Raw genomic sequence first — 17,828 nt, 5'->3', positions numbered from 1 at the left:
TGGCGACCCGGCCGGGGCGGCCCAGGCAACCGCCGAGCTGCTCACCGACCACCTGCGCATCCTGGGACCCGACCACCCCGACACCCTGACCACCCGCGGCAACCTCGCCTTCTGGCGGGGTGAAGCCGGCGACCCGGCCGGGGCGGCCCAGGCAACCGCCGAGCTGCTCACCGACCACCTGCGCATCCTGGGACCCGACCACCCCGACACCCTGACCACCCGCGGCAACCTCGCCTCCTGGCGGGGTGAAGCCGGCGACCCGGCCGGGGCGGCCCAGGCAACCGCCGAGCTGCTCACCGACCACCTGCGCATCCTGGGACCCGACCACCCCGACACCCTGACCACCCGCGGCAACCTCGCCCACTGGCGCGAGAAGGCCGCTGATTGACCTACTTCGATGTCTACGCCACGGACCGGCACCGGCCATGAGACCCGTTCTGTAGCTCAAGGGAGGACAGCGGTAGCTACACGAGCGGTACAAGTTTGCGCACTTTGAACCTGCGACCTCTTCGTCCCGAAGCAAAGTTCCTAGGATCAGGGGCTCCCTGTTCCCCCAGTTCAAAGCATATGTGACGTCCGTGGACGTCCGGATGCGTATGCATCTGTCCACCTCGATTGTCACGCAGTTGGTCGCTCAGTCGCCCCGCTAGTAAGTCCATTATGGACAGCCTTTGGGTGGGTCGTTGCCGGTTGCATAGTCTGCCCACCGGAACCGCTGGTCACTGAGTTCGTGACGGCAGACGGTCACGTCCGCCGGGACATGGAGAAGTTGCGCCAGAGTTTGCGCGCGGCGCGAAGAGGACTGATCTGACGTGATGTCGAGGGCCGAAGACAACGTCTTGCGTTCGCTCCCGCCGGTTCTTCCCCTGGGCTGGCCAGGACGGTGCAGTGGTGTCGAGGTGCTGCTCCGACCCGGGCTTCCGTCATCGTGCTCATGGCGGTGGCGATGGGGACGCGACCCGAAATAACCCTTGTCAGCGCTGCGTGGGCGGTACATCGTCACACAAGTGTGACCTGCGAAGATCCGCGCGTACGTCTCGTTAGTGTGACGAATGCGCGTTTTGCGGACTCACTTGACGCTCGATGACGTATACCTCTATTCAATTGGGAGGTGGCGGCCATCGTCGGTCTAGAGGGTTATGCGCTCAAGTTGGGCACGTCCGTTGCGACGCACGCGGCGAAGTCTTGGTTGCAGCGCAGGAGAACGCAGTTCGAGCGCGGTGCATCGCTGGCAGAGCTTGCGCAGGCAGAACTGAAGAGCCCGTTACAGAAACGCAAGCTGGAGAACTTGGTCGACCGCATCGGCCAACAAATAGCCGAACAGCTTGCTCCCGTGTTGGAGCATCGCTACGGCGACTTGCCGAACCATGAGGCCGAGGCTGCAATCCTCGCCGTGGTTGATGTATTTGCGGATGTAGATCTCTCGGATAAAGCATTGCTATCGGCTGATGCGGATGCTGAGGTGCTCGCCAAGCGCATACGAGGGCAATTCCCGAAACGGACAGCACTGCTCACTCTAAGAGCTGAGGAACTACACGAACTTGCGCTCGACCAGGCGTGTCGCCATCTAGTGCAGGTTGTCCGGTACCTGCCTTCATTCCAACCTGCCGCCCTGGCTGAGGCATTGAGCCGCATGACCGCACAGTCTGAACAGCTCGATCTGCTGCTGTCCAGAGTGCCGTCCACTAGCCTCTACGCGCCACGCGGCGTCGACCGCGACCAGGAGTTTAGAGCGGAGTATGCGGAGAAACTGGCTGCGAATCTCGACCGGTTGGAGCTGCTCGGCTTGCCTGGCAACGAACAACCGACATTGGCATTGACCGTGGCTTACCTAAGCCTGCGTGTATCGCCTAGCTCACCGCAAAGGATCGGTAAGAGGCGGAATCGACCTGGGCGCTGGGTCGATCTACGCAACCAGACACAGTTGCAGGCTGCCGAGGGAGTCCCCGTGGAGTCCGCGATCGGCGACGAATCGCGGGTATTACTGCGAGGTGATGCGGGTTCGGGAAAGACCACACTTCTGAACTGGCTGGCCGTCCGAGCCGCACGCAGCGAGTTGAGCGGCCCACTGTCCGAGTGGAACGCCTGCGTACCGTTTATCATACGCCTGCGTACCTTCGTAGAGGGTGACCTTCCGGCACCGGAAAAATTTGTTGCCCACTGCACGCCCATGATCGCCGAAATCATGCCGGATGGCTGGACACGCCGGCTTTTCAAGGCTGGCCGAGCGATGTTACTGGTGGATGGCGTTGACGAGGTACCGGTTTCTCGAAGGCGTGGAGTAAAGACATGGCTGCGAGATTTATTGACGGTCTTCCCTCGAATCCGCGTAGTGGTCACGGCCCGCACCGCCGCTACCGATAGACATTGGTTGAAAAATGAGGAGTTTCATACTGTCACACTAGAGCCGATGACGCCCGGCAACATCTTGGACTTCGTGGAACGGTGGCACCATGCCGCCGAGCTCTCTGGCGCGGATGTTACCAACGCGGAACACCGGCTACGAGGGCAGCTGGAACGCCCGCACCTACGCCAACTTGCTGCCAGTCCACTGTTGTGTGCGATGTTATGCGCGTTGAACCTAGCCCATCGTTCCGAGCTACCGCGTAACCGCATGGACTTGTACGCGAAGGCGCTCGCGATGCTGCTGCATCTGCGTGATGCTGAACGCGGCATCATCGGACTCTTGGGCGACGCAGAGAAGCGCGTACTGCTCCGAGACTTGGCGTGGCGGCTCACTTTGGCCAATAAGGTCGAACTCCCAACCTCTGTGGCTCTCGACCACATCACCCGTAAGCTGCCGGGAATGCCGAACACTAAAATCAGCCCAGAGTCGATACTTGACCACTTGCTTGAGCGTAGCGGCGTCCTTCGTGAACCCGTCTTGGGGCGGGTAGACTTCGTGCACCGGACATTTCTGGAGTATTTGGCAGCTGATGAAGCCGTCCAGCAGCACCACATAGACACATTGATTGCACATGCACACCAGGACACTTGGTGGGAAACGATCGTGATGGCTTGTGGCCACGCGACGACCATGCAAGCTAGCGAATTGTTGACCGGAATCCTTAACCGGGCTGAAGAAGAAATGGCCAGCGCGCGACACCTTCGGTTGTTAGCAGCGGCCTGCCTGGAGACGATAGATGATATCGACGCAGGAGTGCGTGCTCGTATCGACGCGGTTGTCCGAGAAAAACTGGTTCCACCGCGTGGCATGAGCGAGACGCGCTCATTGGCGGCAATTGGCAATCGAATCCTCAACTACTTGCCAGCGAATTTAGAGGACTTGTCCGACGCGAAGGCGGCAGCTACGACTCGTGCCGCAGCATTGGCAGGGACTATTGACGCATTGCCGGTGCTGGCTTCCTATGCACAGGATCCACGATCGATCGTTCATCGAGAGTTGGAGTTAGCGTGGAAATATTTCGATCCAGAACGCTTCGCGGAGGTCGTCCTTGCAAACTCGCCGCTCAAAAACGGATCTCTGACCGTGCGGTCGCGAAAGCACCTGCCCTATTTGAGGTACATCCGCGCGCTGACATCGCTTTCGGTTCAACTGCCGCCGCACGAGTCTCAAAGCGGTCTCCACATCATCACCGGACTGCCTTCTCTAAAAAATCTGGAGGTGTATCTGGACAGTGAGAAATTTCATGACTTGAGCGTATTGAGAGAACATCAAGGACTGGAGACTTTACATTTGGAAGGTCTTGATTCTACAGAGGATCTATCACCACTCATGGAACTCAAGGGGCTTAGGTACGTCATGTTTTCCGGATATCGAGACGAAGCGTTGTCCGGAGTGGCGGAACTGAACAGCGTCGAGAGACTGATCCTTTTCAGCGAGCATGAATCCAGCCTCGAACATGCGTCTAGAGTGTTTCGATCGGCCAAGGACGTTAACCTGTCCGATTTTCACTCACTAGATCTGACTGAGATTGTCAATATGACGCTCATCGAGGATTTGATGTTACAGCACTCGAAGTTCGAAACTATCGCTCCGCTCGCTCGGTTGACTGAACTGAAGTCATTGAGCATCGCGAATAACGTGATTTTCGACTATGATCTTCGTTCATTGGCAAAGCCCAATATCCTGAGTCTAAACCTGGCGATTGATGTCGAGTATATCGGCGTGGACGAGATGAAAAGTAGGATTCAATTTGGCATGTGAGGGTGCCGATCTGTCCGTCGCTGATAAACCCGTATTTGGCACACAGGCGGGTGCATCGGCCGTCCGCTCGCTCCCGCGACGCCCTGACCCTCACGTCTACCGACTGCCAGGTCGGTCTAAGCGACATACGGTTTGGGAAACCGCGCTCGCTGGCATGTTCGATACCGCCTCTGACCTGCGCAGACGTGCCGCTGTCCGGCCCTGGCAGGGGCAACTTGGGCAGCCATTGGGCAAACGGGTGGTTCCACCAGCATCGTCCGAAATGGACCGAAGGGCTTGACGGGGCGCGCCGAAGAGAACTGACGTGACTCGATGTTGAGGGCATGGGCAGGGATCCCTGCGTCGGCGTCCGCCTATGTACTTTCCTAGGGGTGGCGCGCTCGTCGCCGCTACGGGGCTCTCAAGGCGTCCTGTGCGGTCCTCTGCGGCCTCGACCACCTTCGGCAGGCTGTCCGGGGCCCTCCTCGACGCACCTACGTACTACTACCCCTTCACCTCCTTGGGATCAGAAAACAAACCCGCAAACCCGCAGGAGACAGACGACGTAGGCTCTGACCTGCACCGATGGGCTGCGGGTTTGGCTGCGGGTTTGACTGAGACGGCGGGTTTGAAACCCGCATCAAACCCGCCGAGGCTCACATGCGGCAGGACGGCCCTACTATCTCCGCGCGGGGTAGTAGGGCGTGGCCGTCGTCCGTGCAGTCCCGCCGTTGGCCGAGTAGGGCAGCATCGCCTCCGGAGGGTGATGCGACTACTAGTTGTATCGAGCGCTTTACCAGCATGAACAGTAAAGCGATCTTGTTCTTGAGGACTACTTTTACGCTCCCCTGTGTACTCGTCAAATCACCCCCGCGTGCGCGGGGAAGACCAGGTGCAGACGCCCGCCGAGCTGGCCGCCGAGGGACCACCCCCGCGTGCGCGGGGAAGACGAGCCGATGGACTCCGGCACTCCGGCTGCCGCGGGACCACCCTCGCGTGCGCGGGGAAGACACTTCCTGAGCTGGGACTTTACCGCGCATGTGCCGGATTCTCATTCATTTTGTCGCGGCTTCTCCCGACTCCTCGCATCCACAAGACACCCGCGAGCCAGCAGGGCCTGCTGACACTCGCCGCAACCGATGGGCGCGCACTGCTATTACCGCAGGTCAGGCAACGTAGAAGTAGGGAAACGGCTTGGCCTGTCGCACCTGTTCAGGGAGCCGTATCGGCTGCTACCCGTGAGGGATGAACGTTCGCCAGCCTGTCTGCCCCCTGAGCCTGGCCGTCGTGTCCAGGACCAGGTCATGGCAGCCCTTGCCCGCCTCCTTCAGTACTTGGTCCATGAACGCGTTCGCACCCGTGATGTCGTCGTCGCGTAGGTAGCTCTCAACCTCGTTGACGCAGCGCGCGAGGTAGACCCACATCTGGGACACCTGGTCCTCAGTCAGTGTGATCTTGAATCCCACTGGCAACCCCCTGCAACCGAGCCGTCATCCGTCGCAACTGTCGCATCAGTCTACTTCGGTGAATCTGGGATAAGCGTCTCACCTGCACGCATCTGGATCGAGTGGTCCATCAGGGTGAGTGTGTGTCCCGAAGCGAGCTGGTCAGCACGGGCGTGGCCGCCCAGGCCATCGGCGTGTCCCGCGCGACGCTCGCACGGTGGTGGGCGAACGGTCTGGTCAAGCCGGAGTTGGTCACTGCGGGCGGTCAGGCACGGTGGAAGATCGAAGCTCTGAAGGAAGACTTGCGTCGCATGGCGCAGCGCGAAGGCAACTGACTCGACTCGATCTTTACGGGTGCCGGGATATCAAGCCTGGTGAACTTCGGGCCGCACAAGCGGATGCCACACAACGATTGTCTTGTCATCGTGCAGTTTTGCTCTTGGAAGTAGTGCCGCTGTCGGGTCTTCCGTCTCTTCCCACCGATGCAACCGCTTGAGGAGGTTCTCCAACTCTGGGGTGGACATGCGTGCGACCCGGCTCCATTCGATGCCGAGATGGTCTATCGTTCTTTGTGCGCCGTCTGTGACAAGAATGAACCATTCAACTTCCTCGATGGGAAAATCGCGCTCCACGGCTTCGTTCGTTGCCTGCGGGTCGGATTCCGCGATCCAATACCCACCAGGCCGGTTGCGCCACTCCAACTCTTCCTCTTGGAGGGCCCGGAGGATTTCCCCATGTGTCTCGTCGTATCCACTTCCGGAGCTAAGGCGAGTCTGATACGTTTTTCGGTGATCAATTCCTACAGTCGACAACCGGTCATCTGTAATCCGGTGAAGGCGGCCGTCCGTCGTGTGAACGACGGCAGTGCTATCGCCTAGAGCCAAAATCTTTAGCCTAGCGGAGTCGTTGCTTGCCACCAGGACCGTAGACGACGGACCGGCCTTAGGGGGCAATTTCAGTTCCTCAACGGTCCGGCGGATGCCGTCGGCAACCACCTGTCGAAGATTCGTGCGATCGTGCGCCAAGCTCTGCGCAATGCATGCCAATAGACGGTCCACGTACTCCTGCGCGTCAACGAGCGCAGGTGTGAAGCTGGAAGCCCCGTCTAGAACCACGGCGGCACCTCCAACTGTCTGCCAGCGATCCTGGCCCGCCCCGCTGCCGCTAGGCAACATCGCACCTCGGAACATTAGGACCACACCTGTGGGGGGACGAGCACGTTGATCTCCTTTGGTGTTAGACCGTCGAAGGAGGTCGTGATGGCCATGCTGAATTGCTTGTCGCCGTACTGTGTGTACAACTCGTGCAGCGATGCCGTGAGGTAATGGACAGCGCCTACTGAACCCAAAGCGTGCAGTCCTGCAATGTGTACGACAATGCGAGAGCCAAGCTTGCGGCGCGCGATATAAGCATGGTCGGCCCTTGTCGGGTTTTCTTCGTCCATTGGTGACAGAAAACGGTCTCCTGTCGTCTGGTCAATGATGTGCCACTGAACGTTGTCTCCTAGCGACATCGTCAGAACCGGGTCGGCCGACATCAGTGTTTTTCCGATGTGAGCGGATGCGGGGCCACAGATGACCACGGCGTCACCTTTGGGCTCCCACTCTCCGCGAGGATCAATGATCACGCGATCCGCGACGACGAACGCCAGCTTTTCCAGCTCGGCCATCAGGTATGCCCCTGCCGTGTCGTCTTCCGATGCGATGACTACATCGCCGCGTTCCCTTATCAGTCGTCCAGGCAACGCCACCTCTATGGGGCCAACGCCGAAAAAAGCACGCTCGGGTGCAGGTGCGGTATTGCGAATCTGAGTTACACGGCCCTTTGTGATGCCAAGTGCGCTGGCGATTTCGGTAAAAGTCATGTCGGTTGATCGGCGTGCTTCCTCAATGGCCTCCTTGCGGAGGCGCGCCAGTTCGACGGCCCGCTGCTGGTAGACGGTGATCAACTCCCCCGCGCGCTTGCCGCGGCGGATTGGGTCAGGGTCCACTCGCACGGACTCGAACTCGTCTGGCGTTGAGGTCGTCATGCCTACCGAGTTTAGACCCCCTTGACAGACAGTGCACCGCACTCTTACGGTCTGTTTAGACCCCCTCAACTGGCAGGGGTTGCAGGATGAAGTGAGGGTTTAGACCCTCTATACTGCGGAGGACTCATGAGCACGACGCGCAACTACCCGGACGGTCTGACCCGGGCGGCGCTGGCGCTGCTGGACCAGCAAGTGTCGGTTGAGATCGCGGCGGCGGCCGGGCCGTCGTCGGCGTTGGTGGACGGTTCGGCGCGGGAGCGTCGTAACCGGCGCATCCTGGCCCGCGCCTTGAAGGGCATCACCCCGGAGTACGGCGTCACGCTGGACCAGGCGGTGGCCGAGCTGGCGGCACCGGTGCGGCCGGTGACGGTGGCGAACGTGATGCCGGACCCGGTGTTCGGCAAGCGCAAGGCGCGGGGTCGCCGGGCGCGTCGCGCCGCCGCTCGCGCCGCGGTCAAGCAGGCCGCGTGATGGCAACGATGGCGTACCGCGCGGCGGTGGTCGCGGCGTTGTTGACCGAGCACGCCGAGGCGTTGGCGGGTGTGTGCGCGGTGGCCGTGCGGGTGACCCGTGACCCGGCTTGCGATCAGGGCATCCGCTTGCAGATGAGCTGGTCGTTGCCCTGGGAGTCGTCGGTGGGGCAGGTGGCGCGGGCGGCGCGGGCGTTGGGCCTGACGCACCTGCTGTTCGACCCGGTGGGCGACTACGTGCGGGTGTCGGCGGAAGGGCCGGTGTCCACGTCGGCGGGCACGTCCCTGGTTGAAGTGTGGGACTACCTCACCGGTGAGGAGGTCGACCGGGCCGCCGCCGCGTTGGGCCTGGCCCTGGTCCCCGGCACCGATCCGGTGCACGTGGTGGTGGCCGACGTGCTGCGCCTGACCGCGTCCGAACCGGCCGTCGCCTGACCATTCGTTCGTGCTTTCCCATGCGCATAAACACCTTTGAGGAGATCACCGCTGTGAAGGACAACAACGCCGCCATCACCACCGATGTGCTGCTGTTCGCCGCCGACGAGGACGGGGTGTGGCGGGTGCTGCTGATCGAGCGGGGCAAGCCGCCCTTCCGGGGGCGGTGGGCGCTGCCGGGCGGCTACGTCGAGCCGTCCGAGACCTTCTCCGCCGCCGCCGTGCGCGAACTGCACGAGGAGACCGGCGTGGCGTTCGAGGAATGGAACCTGGACCAGGTCGGCGTGTACGACACCCCCAACCGCGACCCGCGTGGCCGTGTCGTGTCGGTGGCGCTCGCTGCGGTGCTGGACCACATGCCCGCCGCCGTCGGCGGTGACGACGCCCGCCAGGCCCGCTGGTGGCCGGTGGCCGCCGTGCTGGCCACCGACTTCGGGCCACTGGCGTTCGACCACGACCAGGTCCTGACCGACGCCATCGAGCTGTTCCTAGTCCAGGGCATCACCCTCGCGCACTGACTTCGCCCGGACCGGCGGCCCACTCCGGCAAGAGACCGCCGCCGGTCCGGTCCACCCCAACACCGCACCCATAGGTGCGGGTCAGGAGAGCTGAAGCATGTCACGCACCACCACCAACGGCACAGCAATGTCGCGGGTCGAGCCCGCCGCGCGCGCCCGTTTCGAGGCCGCGCACCCTGGCCGGTCCTGGGACGACGCCCCGGCCTACCTGCGCGACCATGCTCGGCTGGTCGAGCGGCAGCGCGCGGGGGTGGCCGACGATGAGTGACCACCAGTTCACCAGCGATTTCTGCGCCGAGAACTTCCCGACGCCGCACCTGGCGTTGCGCGGCACCGCCGACGAGGCGCGGGTGCGGGCGTTCGCCGAGGAGCAGGCCCGTGCCGCGCGGCAGGTGCACGAGCACGTCGCCCCCGGCCTGGCGGGGTTGACCGTGGGCGGACGGTTGGCGGCGTTGCACGCGGCTTACGACGCGGTGGTGTTGTGGCGCCGGTCGGTGGCCGCGTCCACCGAGGACGCCCGTTACGAGGGTGCCAACCGTCCGGCGGCTGGGCGGTTCGCGGTGATGTTGGACGAGGCCGGCCCGAACTACGACCGGTTGGGCGTCGTCGGGCGGTTCCGGCGCGGGTCGCGCTGGGACGAGTCCACCCGCACGTTCCTCGGTGGGCAGGACACCCCGGCCAGCCGGGTGATGGCCGTCTACGGGGAGGCCGCGCTGCGCCGCTTCGCCGTCGAGGCACCCCACGACGACTGGCTGTACAACAAGGTTGCGTTGCCCGTCACCGGCGGCACCGTGCCGGGCAACATGTTGGTGCGCGGTCATTCCGCCCGTGGTGTCGCGCACCGGTTGGCCGTGCGGGTCACCGCCCGACGCGGCACGGCCGAGGTGGAGACCGGTGGTGAGCCGCTGTACGCGGTCACCGCGGACAGCAAGTGGCGGCAGGTGCTGTTCGCCGAGGCCATGACCATGCTCGCGTCGGCCACCTACTGGGACCGCACGGCGTGGTGGAACGCCGCCTACCTGCTCTACCAGGCACCGCTGTTCAAGAAGGGCAGCGACGCCTGCAATCGGGTGTTCCTGGTCGCGGTCGGGGCCGCCCTGCTCGGGCAGCCGCCGGTGTTGCCTCACGACCTGGACCTGCGGTGCATGGTCCTGGGCCAGGCCACCGTCACCGCCACGCCGCTGCTGTGCGGGGGTGCCCGATGACCATCCCCACGCCTTTACTGCTTCTCGTCGCCGCCCTGGCCCTGGTCGCGGTGGTCGTGCTGTGGAAGCTGCTGGCCGTCGCCGGGCTGATCGGCCTGGCCCAGTGGGCCGTGATCACCCAGACCACCGACCCCACCGCCGTCCTGGTCGTGGTCGGGGTGCCCGCCCTCGTGCTGGCCCTGCTGATCCGCCGCACCGCCACCCGCGCCGGCCGCCGCGCCGGACTGCTATCCCCTCGTTCCGCCCGCCGACTGGAGGTGTCCCGATGAGCACATGGGCCGAGAACCGCCGCGCCGACCAGGCCGCCCGCGCCGAACGGGACCGCGCCGACAAGGCTCTGCTGTTCGAGCAGCGCCGCGCCGACGAAGCCGCCCGCGCCGAACGGCGCCGCGCCGACCAGGCCGCCGCCGCCAAGCTCTCCCAGACGGCCAAGGACGCCGCCCGCGCCCGCCGCGCCCGTGCGGTCAAGGCCGCCGCCGGATGGATGTCCGCGCACACCATCGACCTGCTGTTCGTGCCGGTGATCCTCGTTCCGGCGCTGCTGGCGTGGTCGGCGATCGCCGGGTTCGGCCACGACCTGTACGGCGCACCGGGCTGGACCATGCCGCTCTACAGCGAGGCGGCGATGTGGGCGTTCGCGTTCGCCCTCGCCGCCGCCCGACGCACCGGACGCCCGGTGCGGCGGCTGCTGGTCGGCTTGTGGTTCTCCGCCGCCGTCTCCGCCACCCTGGCGTTCCTGCACGGCCTCACCACCGACGGCGGCACCGTCACCGACGGCGTCGTGATGGCCATCGTCGCCGTGGGCGGGGTCGTGGTGCACCAGCTCGTGGACACCGCCGCCACCGCGCCGCCGGTGAAGCCGCGCCGGACCCGTGAGCAGCGCGCCGCCGACCGGTTGCAGCGCCTGGCCGCGCGGCGGGTGGACGCGGTGCGCCGTGCCGCGCTGCGCCAGGCCGCCGCCGAGCTGGCCGCCGACGGCACCGCCACCCTCGTGCACCGCCCCGGCCTGGTCGAGCTGCGCCGCCGCCTCGGCCGCACCCGACTGATCCCCACGACCGTCGCCGGGCTGCCCGTCACCACCGCCGGCGACGGTATCGACAGCGTCGGCGACGCCCTGGCCGCCGAGATCGGCGAATACCTCGCCGCGCTCCCGGCGCTGCCCGCGCCCCGCGCCGACACCCCCACGCCCACCGCCGCGCCGACCACCGTCGACCGGCCCGACACCACCCCGACCACCACCACGCGCGGCAGCGCGCACCGGTCGGGAAATGCAGAAACGCCCACCGCGACCGACGCCGCGAAGATCACGCGCTACGTCGGTCGCACCCGTGCGGCCATCGACGGCGGCAGGTTGCCGGAGCGGCCCTCGCAGACCGAGGTGCGCAAGTTCCTGCGCTGCCGCTCCGAGGACGCCGCCGCCGTGCACCGCGCCCTGTTCCCCACCCGCAACGACCGCCCCGACGAGGGCGGCACCCGACAGGAGGTGACGGCATGACCACCCCCCACCACGACCATGACGATGAGGACGGGGAGCGCACCAACGTGGTGCACCTGCCCGTGCGCCACGTGGACGCCACCTCGACCCCGGACGGGGTGGGGACGGACGGCGCGATGGTCGGGGAGCTGTTGACCGACGCCGAGTCGGCCGAGCTGGACCGGCGCATGGCGGCCCAGAACGCGGCCCGCACCGCCGCCGGTGCGGTGGTCGCGGCGGTGCGTCACGAGCGGACCCGCTCGATCGGCCGTGCGGTGCGCCGCAACGCCGGGTACGCGGTGGCCGGTGCCCGTATCCGCCGCCAGGAGCGCCGCGCCCGCCGCAAGCACCTGGACCTTGAGCAGGCCATCACCACCCTGCGCGTCAACGCCAAGAGTGCGGAGGACTTCCACGTCCTGCGGGAGTTGGAGGAGGTGTTGGAGCGGCGCCGGTCGGGTGCGGCGCAGCGTGGTCGGGAACGGCGCATCGAGATCCTGCGGTGGTCGGGCGGCGTGGTGCTGCTGCTGGCGTCGGGGCATGTGGTGTTCCTCGGGTTTTCCGCGGTGCAGACCGTGATCGGCGCGGCGTCGCTGACCGACCGGTGGAACGGCATGGTCGACTTCTGGGCCACCGTGGCCGACCTGTCCCCGATGGGCGGCTACTGGTGGGCCTGGGCCATCGCCGGGGCGGGCACTTGGGCCGCGCGCACCATCCCGGTGGGCCGGGATCGGGGTGCGCTGCCGGTGTGGGCCGCCGAGGTGGGCCAGGCGGTGCCGGCGGACGGGCGGGACATCGTGGTGGACGAGTCCGCGGTGCTGTCCGCGTTGCGCTATCTCGGCGGGCTGCCGCTGCTCAAGCAGGCGTTCAAGCAGGGCTGGGGCAGCAGCATCACCCCGACCTGGCTGCAACTGCCCCACAAGGACGGCGACGGGGTGCGAATGCAGCTCGTGCTGCCGCGCGGGGTGCCGGTGGAGGAGATCGTCAAGCGCAAGACCACCTTCGCCCACAACCTCTCCCGCCTGCCGGTGGAGGTGTGGCCCTCGGAGCCCAAGGACCGGGCCGGGGTGCTGGACCTGTGGGTGGCCGACCCCGGCGCGCTGTCCAAGCCGGTGGGGTCCTGGCCGTTGCTGGAGTCCGAGGGCGCCGCGGACTTCTTCGACGCGATCCCGGTCGGGGTCAACATCCGGGGCGAGGTGGTGCGGGCACAGCTCTTCGAGAAGAACTACGCCGCCGCCGGGGTGATGGGGTCGGGCAAGTCGTCGCTGTTCATCACCCTGGTGGCCGGGGCCATCCTGGACCCGTTGGTGGAGGTGGACGTGTTCGTGCTGGCCGAGAACGCCGATTACGACCCGATGGCCCCGCGGCTGCGGACCCTGCGCACCGGCGCGGACCGCGACACCATGAAGGTCTGCCTGGAGACCCTGCGCGCTCTCTACGACGAGTTGGGGCCACGGGGTAAGGCGCTGCGCGAACACAACGTGCGCAGGGTCAACCGCAAGGTCGCCGAGAAGGACGCGCGGCTGCGGCCCCGGGTGGTGGTGATCGACGAGTGCCAGGCGCTGTTCATGGACGAGGAGTACGGGGAGACCGCTGCCGACCTGGTCACCAAGCTGATCAGCGCCGCCCGCAAGTACGGCATCGTGCTGATGTTCGCCACCCCGGAGGCGTCCACCGCGTCCCTGCCGCGCAAGATCATGGCCGTCACCTCGTGCAAGGCGTGCTTCGCCATCGGCGACCAGCAGTCCAACGACGCCATCCTCGGCACCGGCAGCTACAAGGCCGGCATCTCCGCCGTCAGCCTGGAACCCAAGACCGACGAGAGCCCCGGCGACGTGGGCACCGCGATGGTGCGCGGCATCATGGCCAAGCCCGGCCTGCTGCGCGGCTTCTACCTCGACCCCGCCGAACTCGCCGAGGTCACCGAACGCGCCACGGACCTGCGCGACAGTCACGTCCCCGCCCCCACCAGCGACGACGACCAGCCGGAGGACGTGGACTTCCTCGCCGACCTGGCCCGCGTCCTGGCCGGACACAAGCACCTGCGCACCGCCGAGGTGCTGCGAGCCCTGATCGACCTGCGCGCCGACCACTACCGCGACTACACCAGCAAGACCCTCGCCGCCGCCCTGGCCGAGGTGGGCGTGCCCATCGTCAAGCGCGACCGCGGACAGAGCGCCGTGGACACCAATGACGTGGCCGAGGCCATCACGATGCGTGACATGGAGAACGGCGCGGACACCGACGACCACGCCGAGGACGAGGACTAGAACCCCGCCCCGACCCTGGGGAAGCAGCGGGGAAGCAGGCGGGGGAGCAGACGAACCGGGGGATTTCCCCCACCTGCCTCCCCACCCAACTTCCCCGCCCTCACCAGGCACGACAACAGTGGGGGAAGATCCACAACACGGGGCTGCGACCAGCCGAAACCCCCGAAAACCGGGGTTCTGCCTCCCCGGTCGCCGCCTTCCCCGCACCACCGGACACCCACGCGCCGGCACTCCGCCACACCGCCCGCGCATCACCCCCGCACATCCACACACTGTTACACAAAGTCACGAAGGGTTGGTCATGGGCAACGCCGACAAGTTCGTCCACCGGGGCCGCAAGAGCTGGTGGAACGGCACCACCACGACCCTGTGCGGCCGGCGCTACCAGGGCGGGGACCGAATCCTGTTGCCCCGCTTGAGCGGCTACACCGTCTGCCCCGACTGCGACGCCGCCCACCGGGCGGGCAAGCGCTGAAACCCCGGCACGGCAAGGGCGACGTGACATGTGCAGAGCAGGAGGCCGCCGCTGTCCCGACGCCGGCGGCCGATCCACCCAGAACACCCGCCAGGCCGTCTCCCGCGCCCGCCGCGCCCTGCGCGACGCCAAAGCCACCGGCGACCCGACCGCCATCGACACCGCCCGACGACGACTCGCCGACGCCCGCACCGCCCACCAAGACGCCAAAAACGCCCTCGATCGACACACAACCGCAGTTCACGACGGGGACGTGACAGCGGCCCGGACGCTGCGCCCGCCCGCCGACCAGCCCTCGTCGGCACGGCCGCTGGGAGAGGGCTCCATGGCGGACACCGAGTTGCTGACCTACCCGGACGGGACCCGGTTGGTGCGCAAGCGCCACGGGGCCAAGGCCGAGGACTGCGGCGCGGACCCCGTGGAGCTGACCGACGCCGAGGAACTCGCCCCCCCACGTGCTGGCCGCGGTCGGGCTGCCCTACGCCGCGGTGCACCGCACCGCCCCCGCCGAAGTCCTCATGGAATACGTGGACGGCCGATCCGGCACCGAACTCACCGGGGGCCGCCACGTGCCCGCCGACTACAGCGACAGCCCCGACGGACGACTACTGGGCCTGGTCGACCACGTCATCGCCAACCGCGACCGCAACGCCGACAACTGGATCCGGACCGACGACGGCCGCCTGGTCGGCATCGACCACGGGGCCGCGTTCGACGCCGGCAAGTTCAGCACCAGCCCGTTCGCCCGCTCCCTCTACGACCACGACGAACGCACCACGTTGCGTCCCAACGAGTTCACCCCCACCGACATGGACCACCTCGGCAAGCGTCTGGCCGCGCTGCGCCCGGAGTTCGAGAGCCGCGGCCGGGCCGACTGGCACGACTCCATGATGCGCCGCCACCACGACCTCGCCCACCACGCCACCGGCACCACCGACCTCATCACCGCCCACCCGCGGGCCGAGAACGACACCGCGAACCCACACCACCACGAGGGCCGGGACCACACCGCCACCCACCACAACACCGCAGGCCACAGCAAGGACGTGACACCGCCGACGCACACCGACCACCCCACAACCCCGACGTCCCTACAGGACACCGACACCCACGGCTTCGGAGGACCCATGCCGCGCAACACCAACATCACCCACCCCGGCGCGCACGTCGGCAGCCAACACGACGTCCACCACGCCACCACCCGCTTCACCACCCGCACCGGCCCCACCCCAGGCCACCACCAGGACGTGACCGACCACGACGACGACCAGGACGACGACCAGGACGACGCCGGCGGCACCCGCAACGTCGCCACCGGCAACGACCACGTCACCCAACAGGTCGGCCTCACCCTCACCGACCTCCGCCGGCCGCGTCGCCGCTGACACCCACTCCCGACTGGCCGGACATACCACCACCGGAAGGACCCGCATGAGCAGCACCACCCGCACCATCACCGTCGGTACCGCCACCCAGGTCGGCGGACGCGTCCGCAACGCCGACGCCGTCGCCTTCTCGGCCATCCCGCCCGGCACCGGGGCAGCGGTCGTGGACGGCATCGGCAGCAGTGTTGAAGTGTGTCGGGCCGCGCGCCTGGCCGCCGATACCGCCGCCGCCGTCGCCGCCCACCGCGGCGCACAGGCCGCGATCATGGCCGCCGCCGACACCATGCCCGACTACCCCGGCGCACCCAACGCCGTCGCCGCCGTCGTCAGCGTCGAAGCCGGAGGGCGCATCGAGGTCGCCCACGTCGGCGACGCCGCCGTCTGGACCTGGTCGCCCACCGTCGGCCTGTTCCGCTGGACCCCGGCGCAAACCGTCCGCTCGCACATCGTCCACATGAAGGCCAACCCTGGCCTGACCACCGCCGACCGCAAGCACCTGGCCCAGTTCGCCGACGCCATGGACGTCATGGACGACTACGTCCTGAACGGACTGGCCTACGCCACCGTCTCCACCATCGCCTGGACCCCGCTGCGCGGCAGCGACGCCGCCGTCCCCCCTCGTGCTGCTCACCAGCGACGGCGTCCACAAACCCCTGCACAACCCCGACATCGCCGACGTGATCGACCGCCACGCCGAGGACCTCCAGGCCCTGGCCGACGCCCTTGTCGACAACGCCCTGGCCGTGCGCCTGACCGACCCCGACGCGGTGCACGACAACGCCACCGCCGCCGTGATCCGACTCGACTAGCGCCCATCAACAGGGCTGGTCGCGCCGGGGACGTGACCATCCCACATCCCCGGCGCGACCAACCCGCCCTCCGCCGTCGATTCGACTGACCCGAAAGGACTCACCGCCATGACCACAACCCAACCCACCGCCGCCGATGTCGCGCTGTGGGTGGCCCGGCGGCACGGCTGGCACGTGCTGCCCCTGCACCCCGGCACCAAACGCCCGTTGGCCGGCTGCCCGGACTGCCGGGGCGGGGAAGGCCACACCGCCGACCGGTGCCCGTGCCTGGCCCGCGCCGACGGCGCGCTGTGCCACGGCGTGTGGGCCGCCACCGCCGACACGGCGGTGATCGGCCGGTGGGCGGCGAGGTGGCGCACGAGCGTGTGGGCGGTGCACCTGGGGGTGTCCGGGCTGCTGGCCGTCGACCTCGACACCCACGGCGGCACCCCACCCGCCCAACCGCTCAACGGCCTGCCCTGGCCGGACGGCAACCCGCTGCCCGCCGACGGCATCGACACCTACGCCACGCTGGCCGGTCTGCGCGGGCAGGGCTTCGACGTGGACACCCTCCTCACGGAGACCCCGTCCGGTGGGCTGCACCTGCTCTACACCGCCGAGTCGGGCCGGTGGAAGTCCAGCAGCGGCCATGTCCGCAAGGGTGAAAGTGCCGTGCGCAACGGACTGGGCTGGCAGGTCGACATCAAGGCTTACGGCGGCTATGTCGTGCTGCCCGGCTCCACCACCCCGACCGGCACCTACCGCCGCGCCTCCACCGCCCTGACCCCGGCCGTCCTGCCTGACTGGCTCACCGCCGAACTCGTGCGCACCGGCCACGACCGCCACGCCACCCCGACACCGATCCGACCGGCGACGCCGGTCACAGTCACCGCCCGCGGTGAGGACCGCCAGGCCCGCTACGCCGCCGCCGCGCTCAGGTCGGCGTGCGAGGAACTGGCCGCGATGCAGCCGGACTCCGGACGCAACCGCAAGCTGTTCCGCTCCACCAGCCGACTCGCCGGGATGGTCGAGGCCGGCTGGATCGACCGCCACCAGGTCGAAACCGCGCTCGCCACCGCCGCCCACACCGCCGGCCTGCCCGCCGGGGAGATCCGCTACGCCCTCGCCTCCGGGTTCGCCCGACCCCGCACCCCGACCGAACACCCCGCCGCATGACCACCAATCGCGCC

General features: G+C 67.1%; 19 protein-coding genes. 15 read left to right on the top strand and 4 right to left on the bottom strand.

The genetic code is table 11. The features are described from left to right. Positions 1 to 388 (top strand): tetratricopeptide repeat protein (locus tag ACIGNX_RS16675; protein ID WP_396540803.1); only part of this gene is annotated, 388 nt, incomplete at its 5' end. Between the two features lie 723 nt (positions 389 to 1,111). Continuing rightward, complete coding sequence (locus ACIGNX_RS16670) at positions 1,112 to 4,168, top strand: NACHT domain-containing protein (protein ID WP_396540801.1); 3,057 nt, start codon at positions 1,112 to 1,114, stop codon at positions 4,166 to 4,168. Positions 4,169 to 5,379: 1,211 nt separating this feature from the next. Here the strand turns inward: ACIGNX_RS16670 and ACIGNX_RS16665 are convergent. Continuing rightward, the gene (locus ACIGNX_RS16665; RefSeq protein WP_396540799.1) at positions 5,380 to 5,613 is read right to left on the bottom strand and encodes a hypothetical protein; all 234 of its coding nucleotides are present in this window, start codon (positions 5,611 to 5,613) and stop codon (positions 5,380 to 5,382) included. A gap of 122 nt (positions 5,614 to 5,735) precedes the next feature. Here ACIGNX_RS16665 and ACIGNX_RS16660 point away from each other — a divergent pair, with 122 nt between their 5' ends. Beyond that, on the top strand, positions 5,736 to 5,927 hold the full coding sequence (locus tag ACIGNX_RS16660; RefSeq protein WP_396540797.1) for a MerR family transcriptional regulator: 192 nt from the start codon (positions 5,736 to 5,738) through the stop codon (positions 5,925 to 5,927). Positions 5,928 to 5,957: 30 nt separating this feature from the next. On the opposite strand, the gene ACIGNX_RS16655 is transcribed toward ACIGNX_RS16660, so the two are convergent. After that, positions 5,958 to 6,707, bottom strand: coding sequence for a hypothetical protein (locus ACIGNX_RS16655; protein ID WP_396540795.1), 750 nt, complete (start codon positions 6,705 to 6,707; stop codon positions 5,958 to 5,960). A gap of 74 nt (positions 6,708 to 6,781) precedes the next feature. Beyond that, on the bottom strand, positions 6,782 to 7,621 hold the full coding sequence (locus tag ACIGNX_RS16650; RefSeq protein ID WP_396540793.1) for a hypothetical protein: 840 nt from the start codon (positions 7,619 to 7,621) through the stop codon (positions 6,782 to 6,784). Positions 7,622 to 7,747: 126 nt separating this feature from the next. Here ACIGNX_RS16650 and ACIGNX_RS16645 point away from each other — a divergent pair, with 126 nt between their 5' ends. The 10 genes from ACIGNX_RS16645 to ACIGNX_RS16600 all read left to right on the top strand — a co-directional run bounded on the left by ACIGNX_RS16645 (position 7,748) and on the right by ACIGNX_RS16600 (position 15,850). Next, positions 7,748 to 8,092: a hypothetical protein gene (locus tag ACIGNX_RS16645; RefSeq protein WP_396540791.1), complete on the top strand. Its 345-nt coding sequence runs from the start codon at positions 7,748 to 7,750 to the stop codon at positions 8,090 to 8,092. Then, on the top strand, positions 8,092 to 8,526 hold the full coding sequence (locus tag ACIGNX_RS16640) for a hypothetical protein (protein ID WP_396540789.1): 435 nt from the start codon (positions 8,092 to 8,094) through the stop codon (positions 8,524 to 8,526). Before ACIGNX_RS16645 ends, ACIGNX_RS16640 begins: the two co-directional genes overlap by 1 nt. A gap of 53 nt (positions 8,527 to 8,579) precedes the next feature. Next, complete coding sequence (locus ACIGNX_RS16635) at positions 8,580 to 9,044, top strand: NUDIX domain-containing protein (RefSeq protein ID WP_396540787.1); 465 nt, start codon at positions 8,580 to 8,582, stop codon at positions 9,042 to 9,044. A 97-nt stretch (positions 9,045 to 9,141) separates the two neighbouring features. Next, on the top strand, positions 9,142 to 9,312 hold the full coding sequence (locus ACIGNX_RS16630) for a hypothetical protein (protein WP_396540785.1): 171 nt from the start codon (positions 9,142 to 9,144) through the stop codon (positions 9,310 to 9,312). Next, complete coding sequence (locus ACIGNX_RS16625; protein ID WP_396540783.1) at positions 9,305 to 10,249, top strand: hypothetical protein; 945 nt, start codon at positions 9,305 to 9,307, stop codon at positions 10,247 to 10,249. The genes ACIGNX_RS16630 and ACIGNX_RS16625 overlap by 8 nt, the downstream gene beginning before the upstream one ends. After that, a complete protein-coding gene (locus ACIGNX_RS16620) occupies positions 10,246 to 10,518 on the top strand; it encodes a hypothetical protein (protein WP_396540781.1) in 273 nt (90 codons plus the stop codon). Before ACIGNX_RS16625 ends, ACIGNX_RS16620 begins: the two co-directional genes overlap by 4 nt. Further along, complete coding sequence (locus tag ACIGNX_RS16615; protein ID WP_396540779.1) at positions 10,515 to 11,744, top strand: hypothetical protein; 1,230 nt, start codon at positions 10,515 to 10,517, stop codon at positions 11,742 to 11,744. Before ACIGNX_RS16620 ends, ACIGNX_RS16615 begins: the two co-directional genes overlap by 4 nt. Next, complete coding sequence (locus tag ACIGNX_RS16610; protein WP_396540777.1) at positions 11,741 to 13,990, top strand: FtsK/SpoIIIE domain-containing protein; 2,250 nt, start codon at positions 11,741 to 11,743, stop codon at positions 13,988 to 13,990. The genes ACIGNX_RS16615 and ACIGNX_RS16610 overlap by 4 nt, the downstream gene beginning before the upstream one ends. 301 nt (positions 13,991 to 14,291) lie before the next feature. Next, positions 14,292 to 14,465, top strand: coding sequence for a hypothetical protein (locus ACIGNX_RS16605; protein ID WP_396540775.1), 174 nt, complete (start codon positions 14,292 to 14,294; stop codon positions 14,463 to 14,465). A 455-nt stretch (positions 14,466 to 14,920) separates the two neighbouring features. Continuing rightward, positions 14,921 to 15,850 carry a hypothetical protein gene (locus ACIGNX_RS16600; RefSeq protein ID WP_396540773.1) on the top strand — a complete coding sequence of 310 codons (930 nt, stop codon included), beginning with the start codon at positions 14,921 to 14,923 and terminating at the stop codon, positions 15,848 to 15,850. On the opposite strand, the gene ACIGNX_RS16595 is transcribed toward ACIGNX_RS16600, so the two are convergent. Beyond that, a complete protein-coding gene (locus tag ACIGNX_RS16595) occupies positions 15,819 to 16,214 on the bottom strand; it encodes a BatC protein (RefSeq protein ID WP_396540771.1) in 396 nt (131 codons plus the stop codon). The two genes, ACIGNX_RS16600 and ACIGNX_RS16595, sit on opposite strands and share 32 nt — an antisense overlap. A 256-nt stretch (positions 16,215 to 16,470) precedes the next feature. Here ACIGNX_RS16595 and ACIGNX_RS16590 point away from each other — a divergent pair, with 256 nt between their 5' ends. Continuing rightward, entirely contained in the window at positions 16,471 to 16,659 is a 189-nt protein-coding gene (locus ACIGNX_RS16590) for a hypothetical protein (protein ID WP_396540769.1), read from the top strand. A 108-nt stretch (positions 16,660 to 16,767) separates the two neighbouring features. Further along, on the top strand, positions 16,768 to 17,814 hold the full coding sequence (locus tag ACIGNX_RS16585; protein WP_396540767.1) for a bifunctional DNA primase/polymerase: 1,047 nt from the start codon (positions 16,768 to 16,770) through the stop codon (positions 17,812 to 17,814). The last annotated feature ends 14 nt before the right edge of the window (positions 17,815 to 17,828 follow it).

The sequence above is a fragment of the Actinosynnema sp. NPDC053489 genome, assembly GCF_044544865.1.
Taxonomy (GTDB): Bacteria; Actinomycetota; Actinomycetes; order Mycobacteriales; family Pseudonocardiaceae; genus Actinosynnema.
Note: the sequence above shows the minus strand (reverse complement) of the source record. Positions and strands in the feature narration are given on the sequence as shown.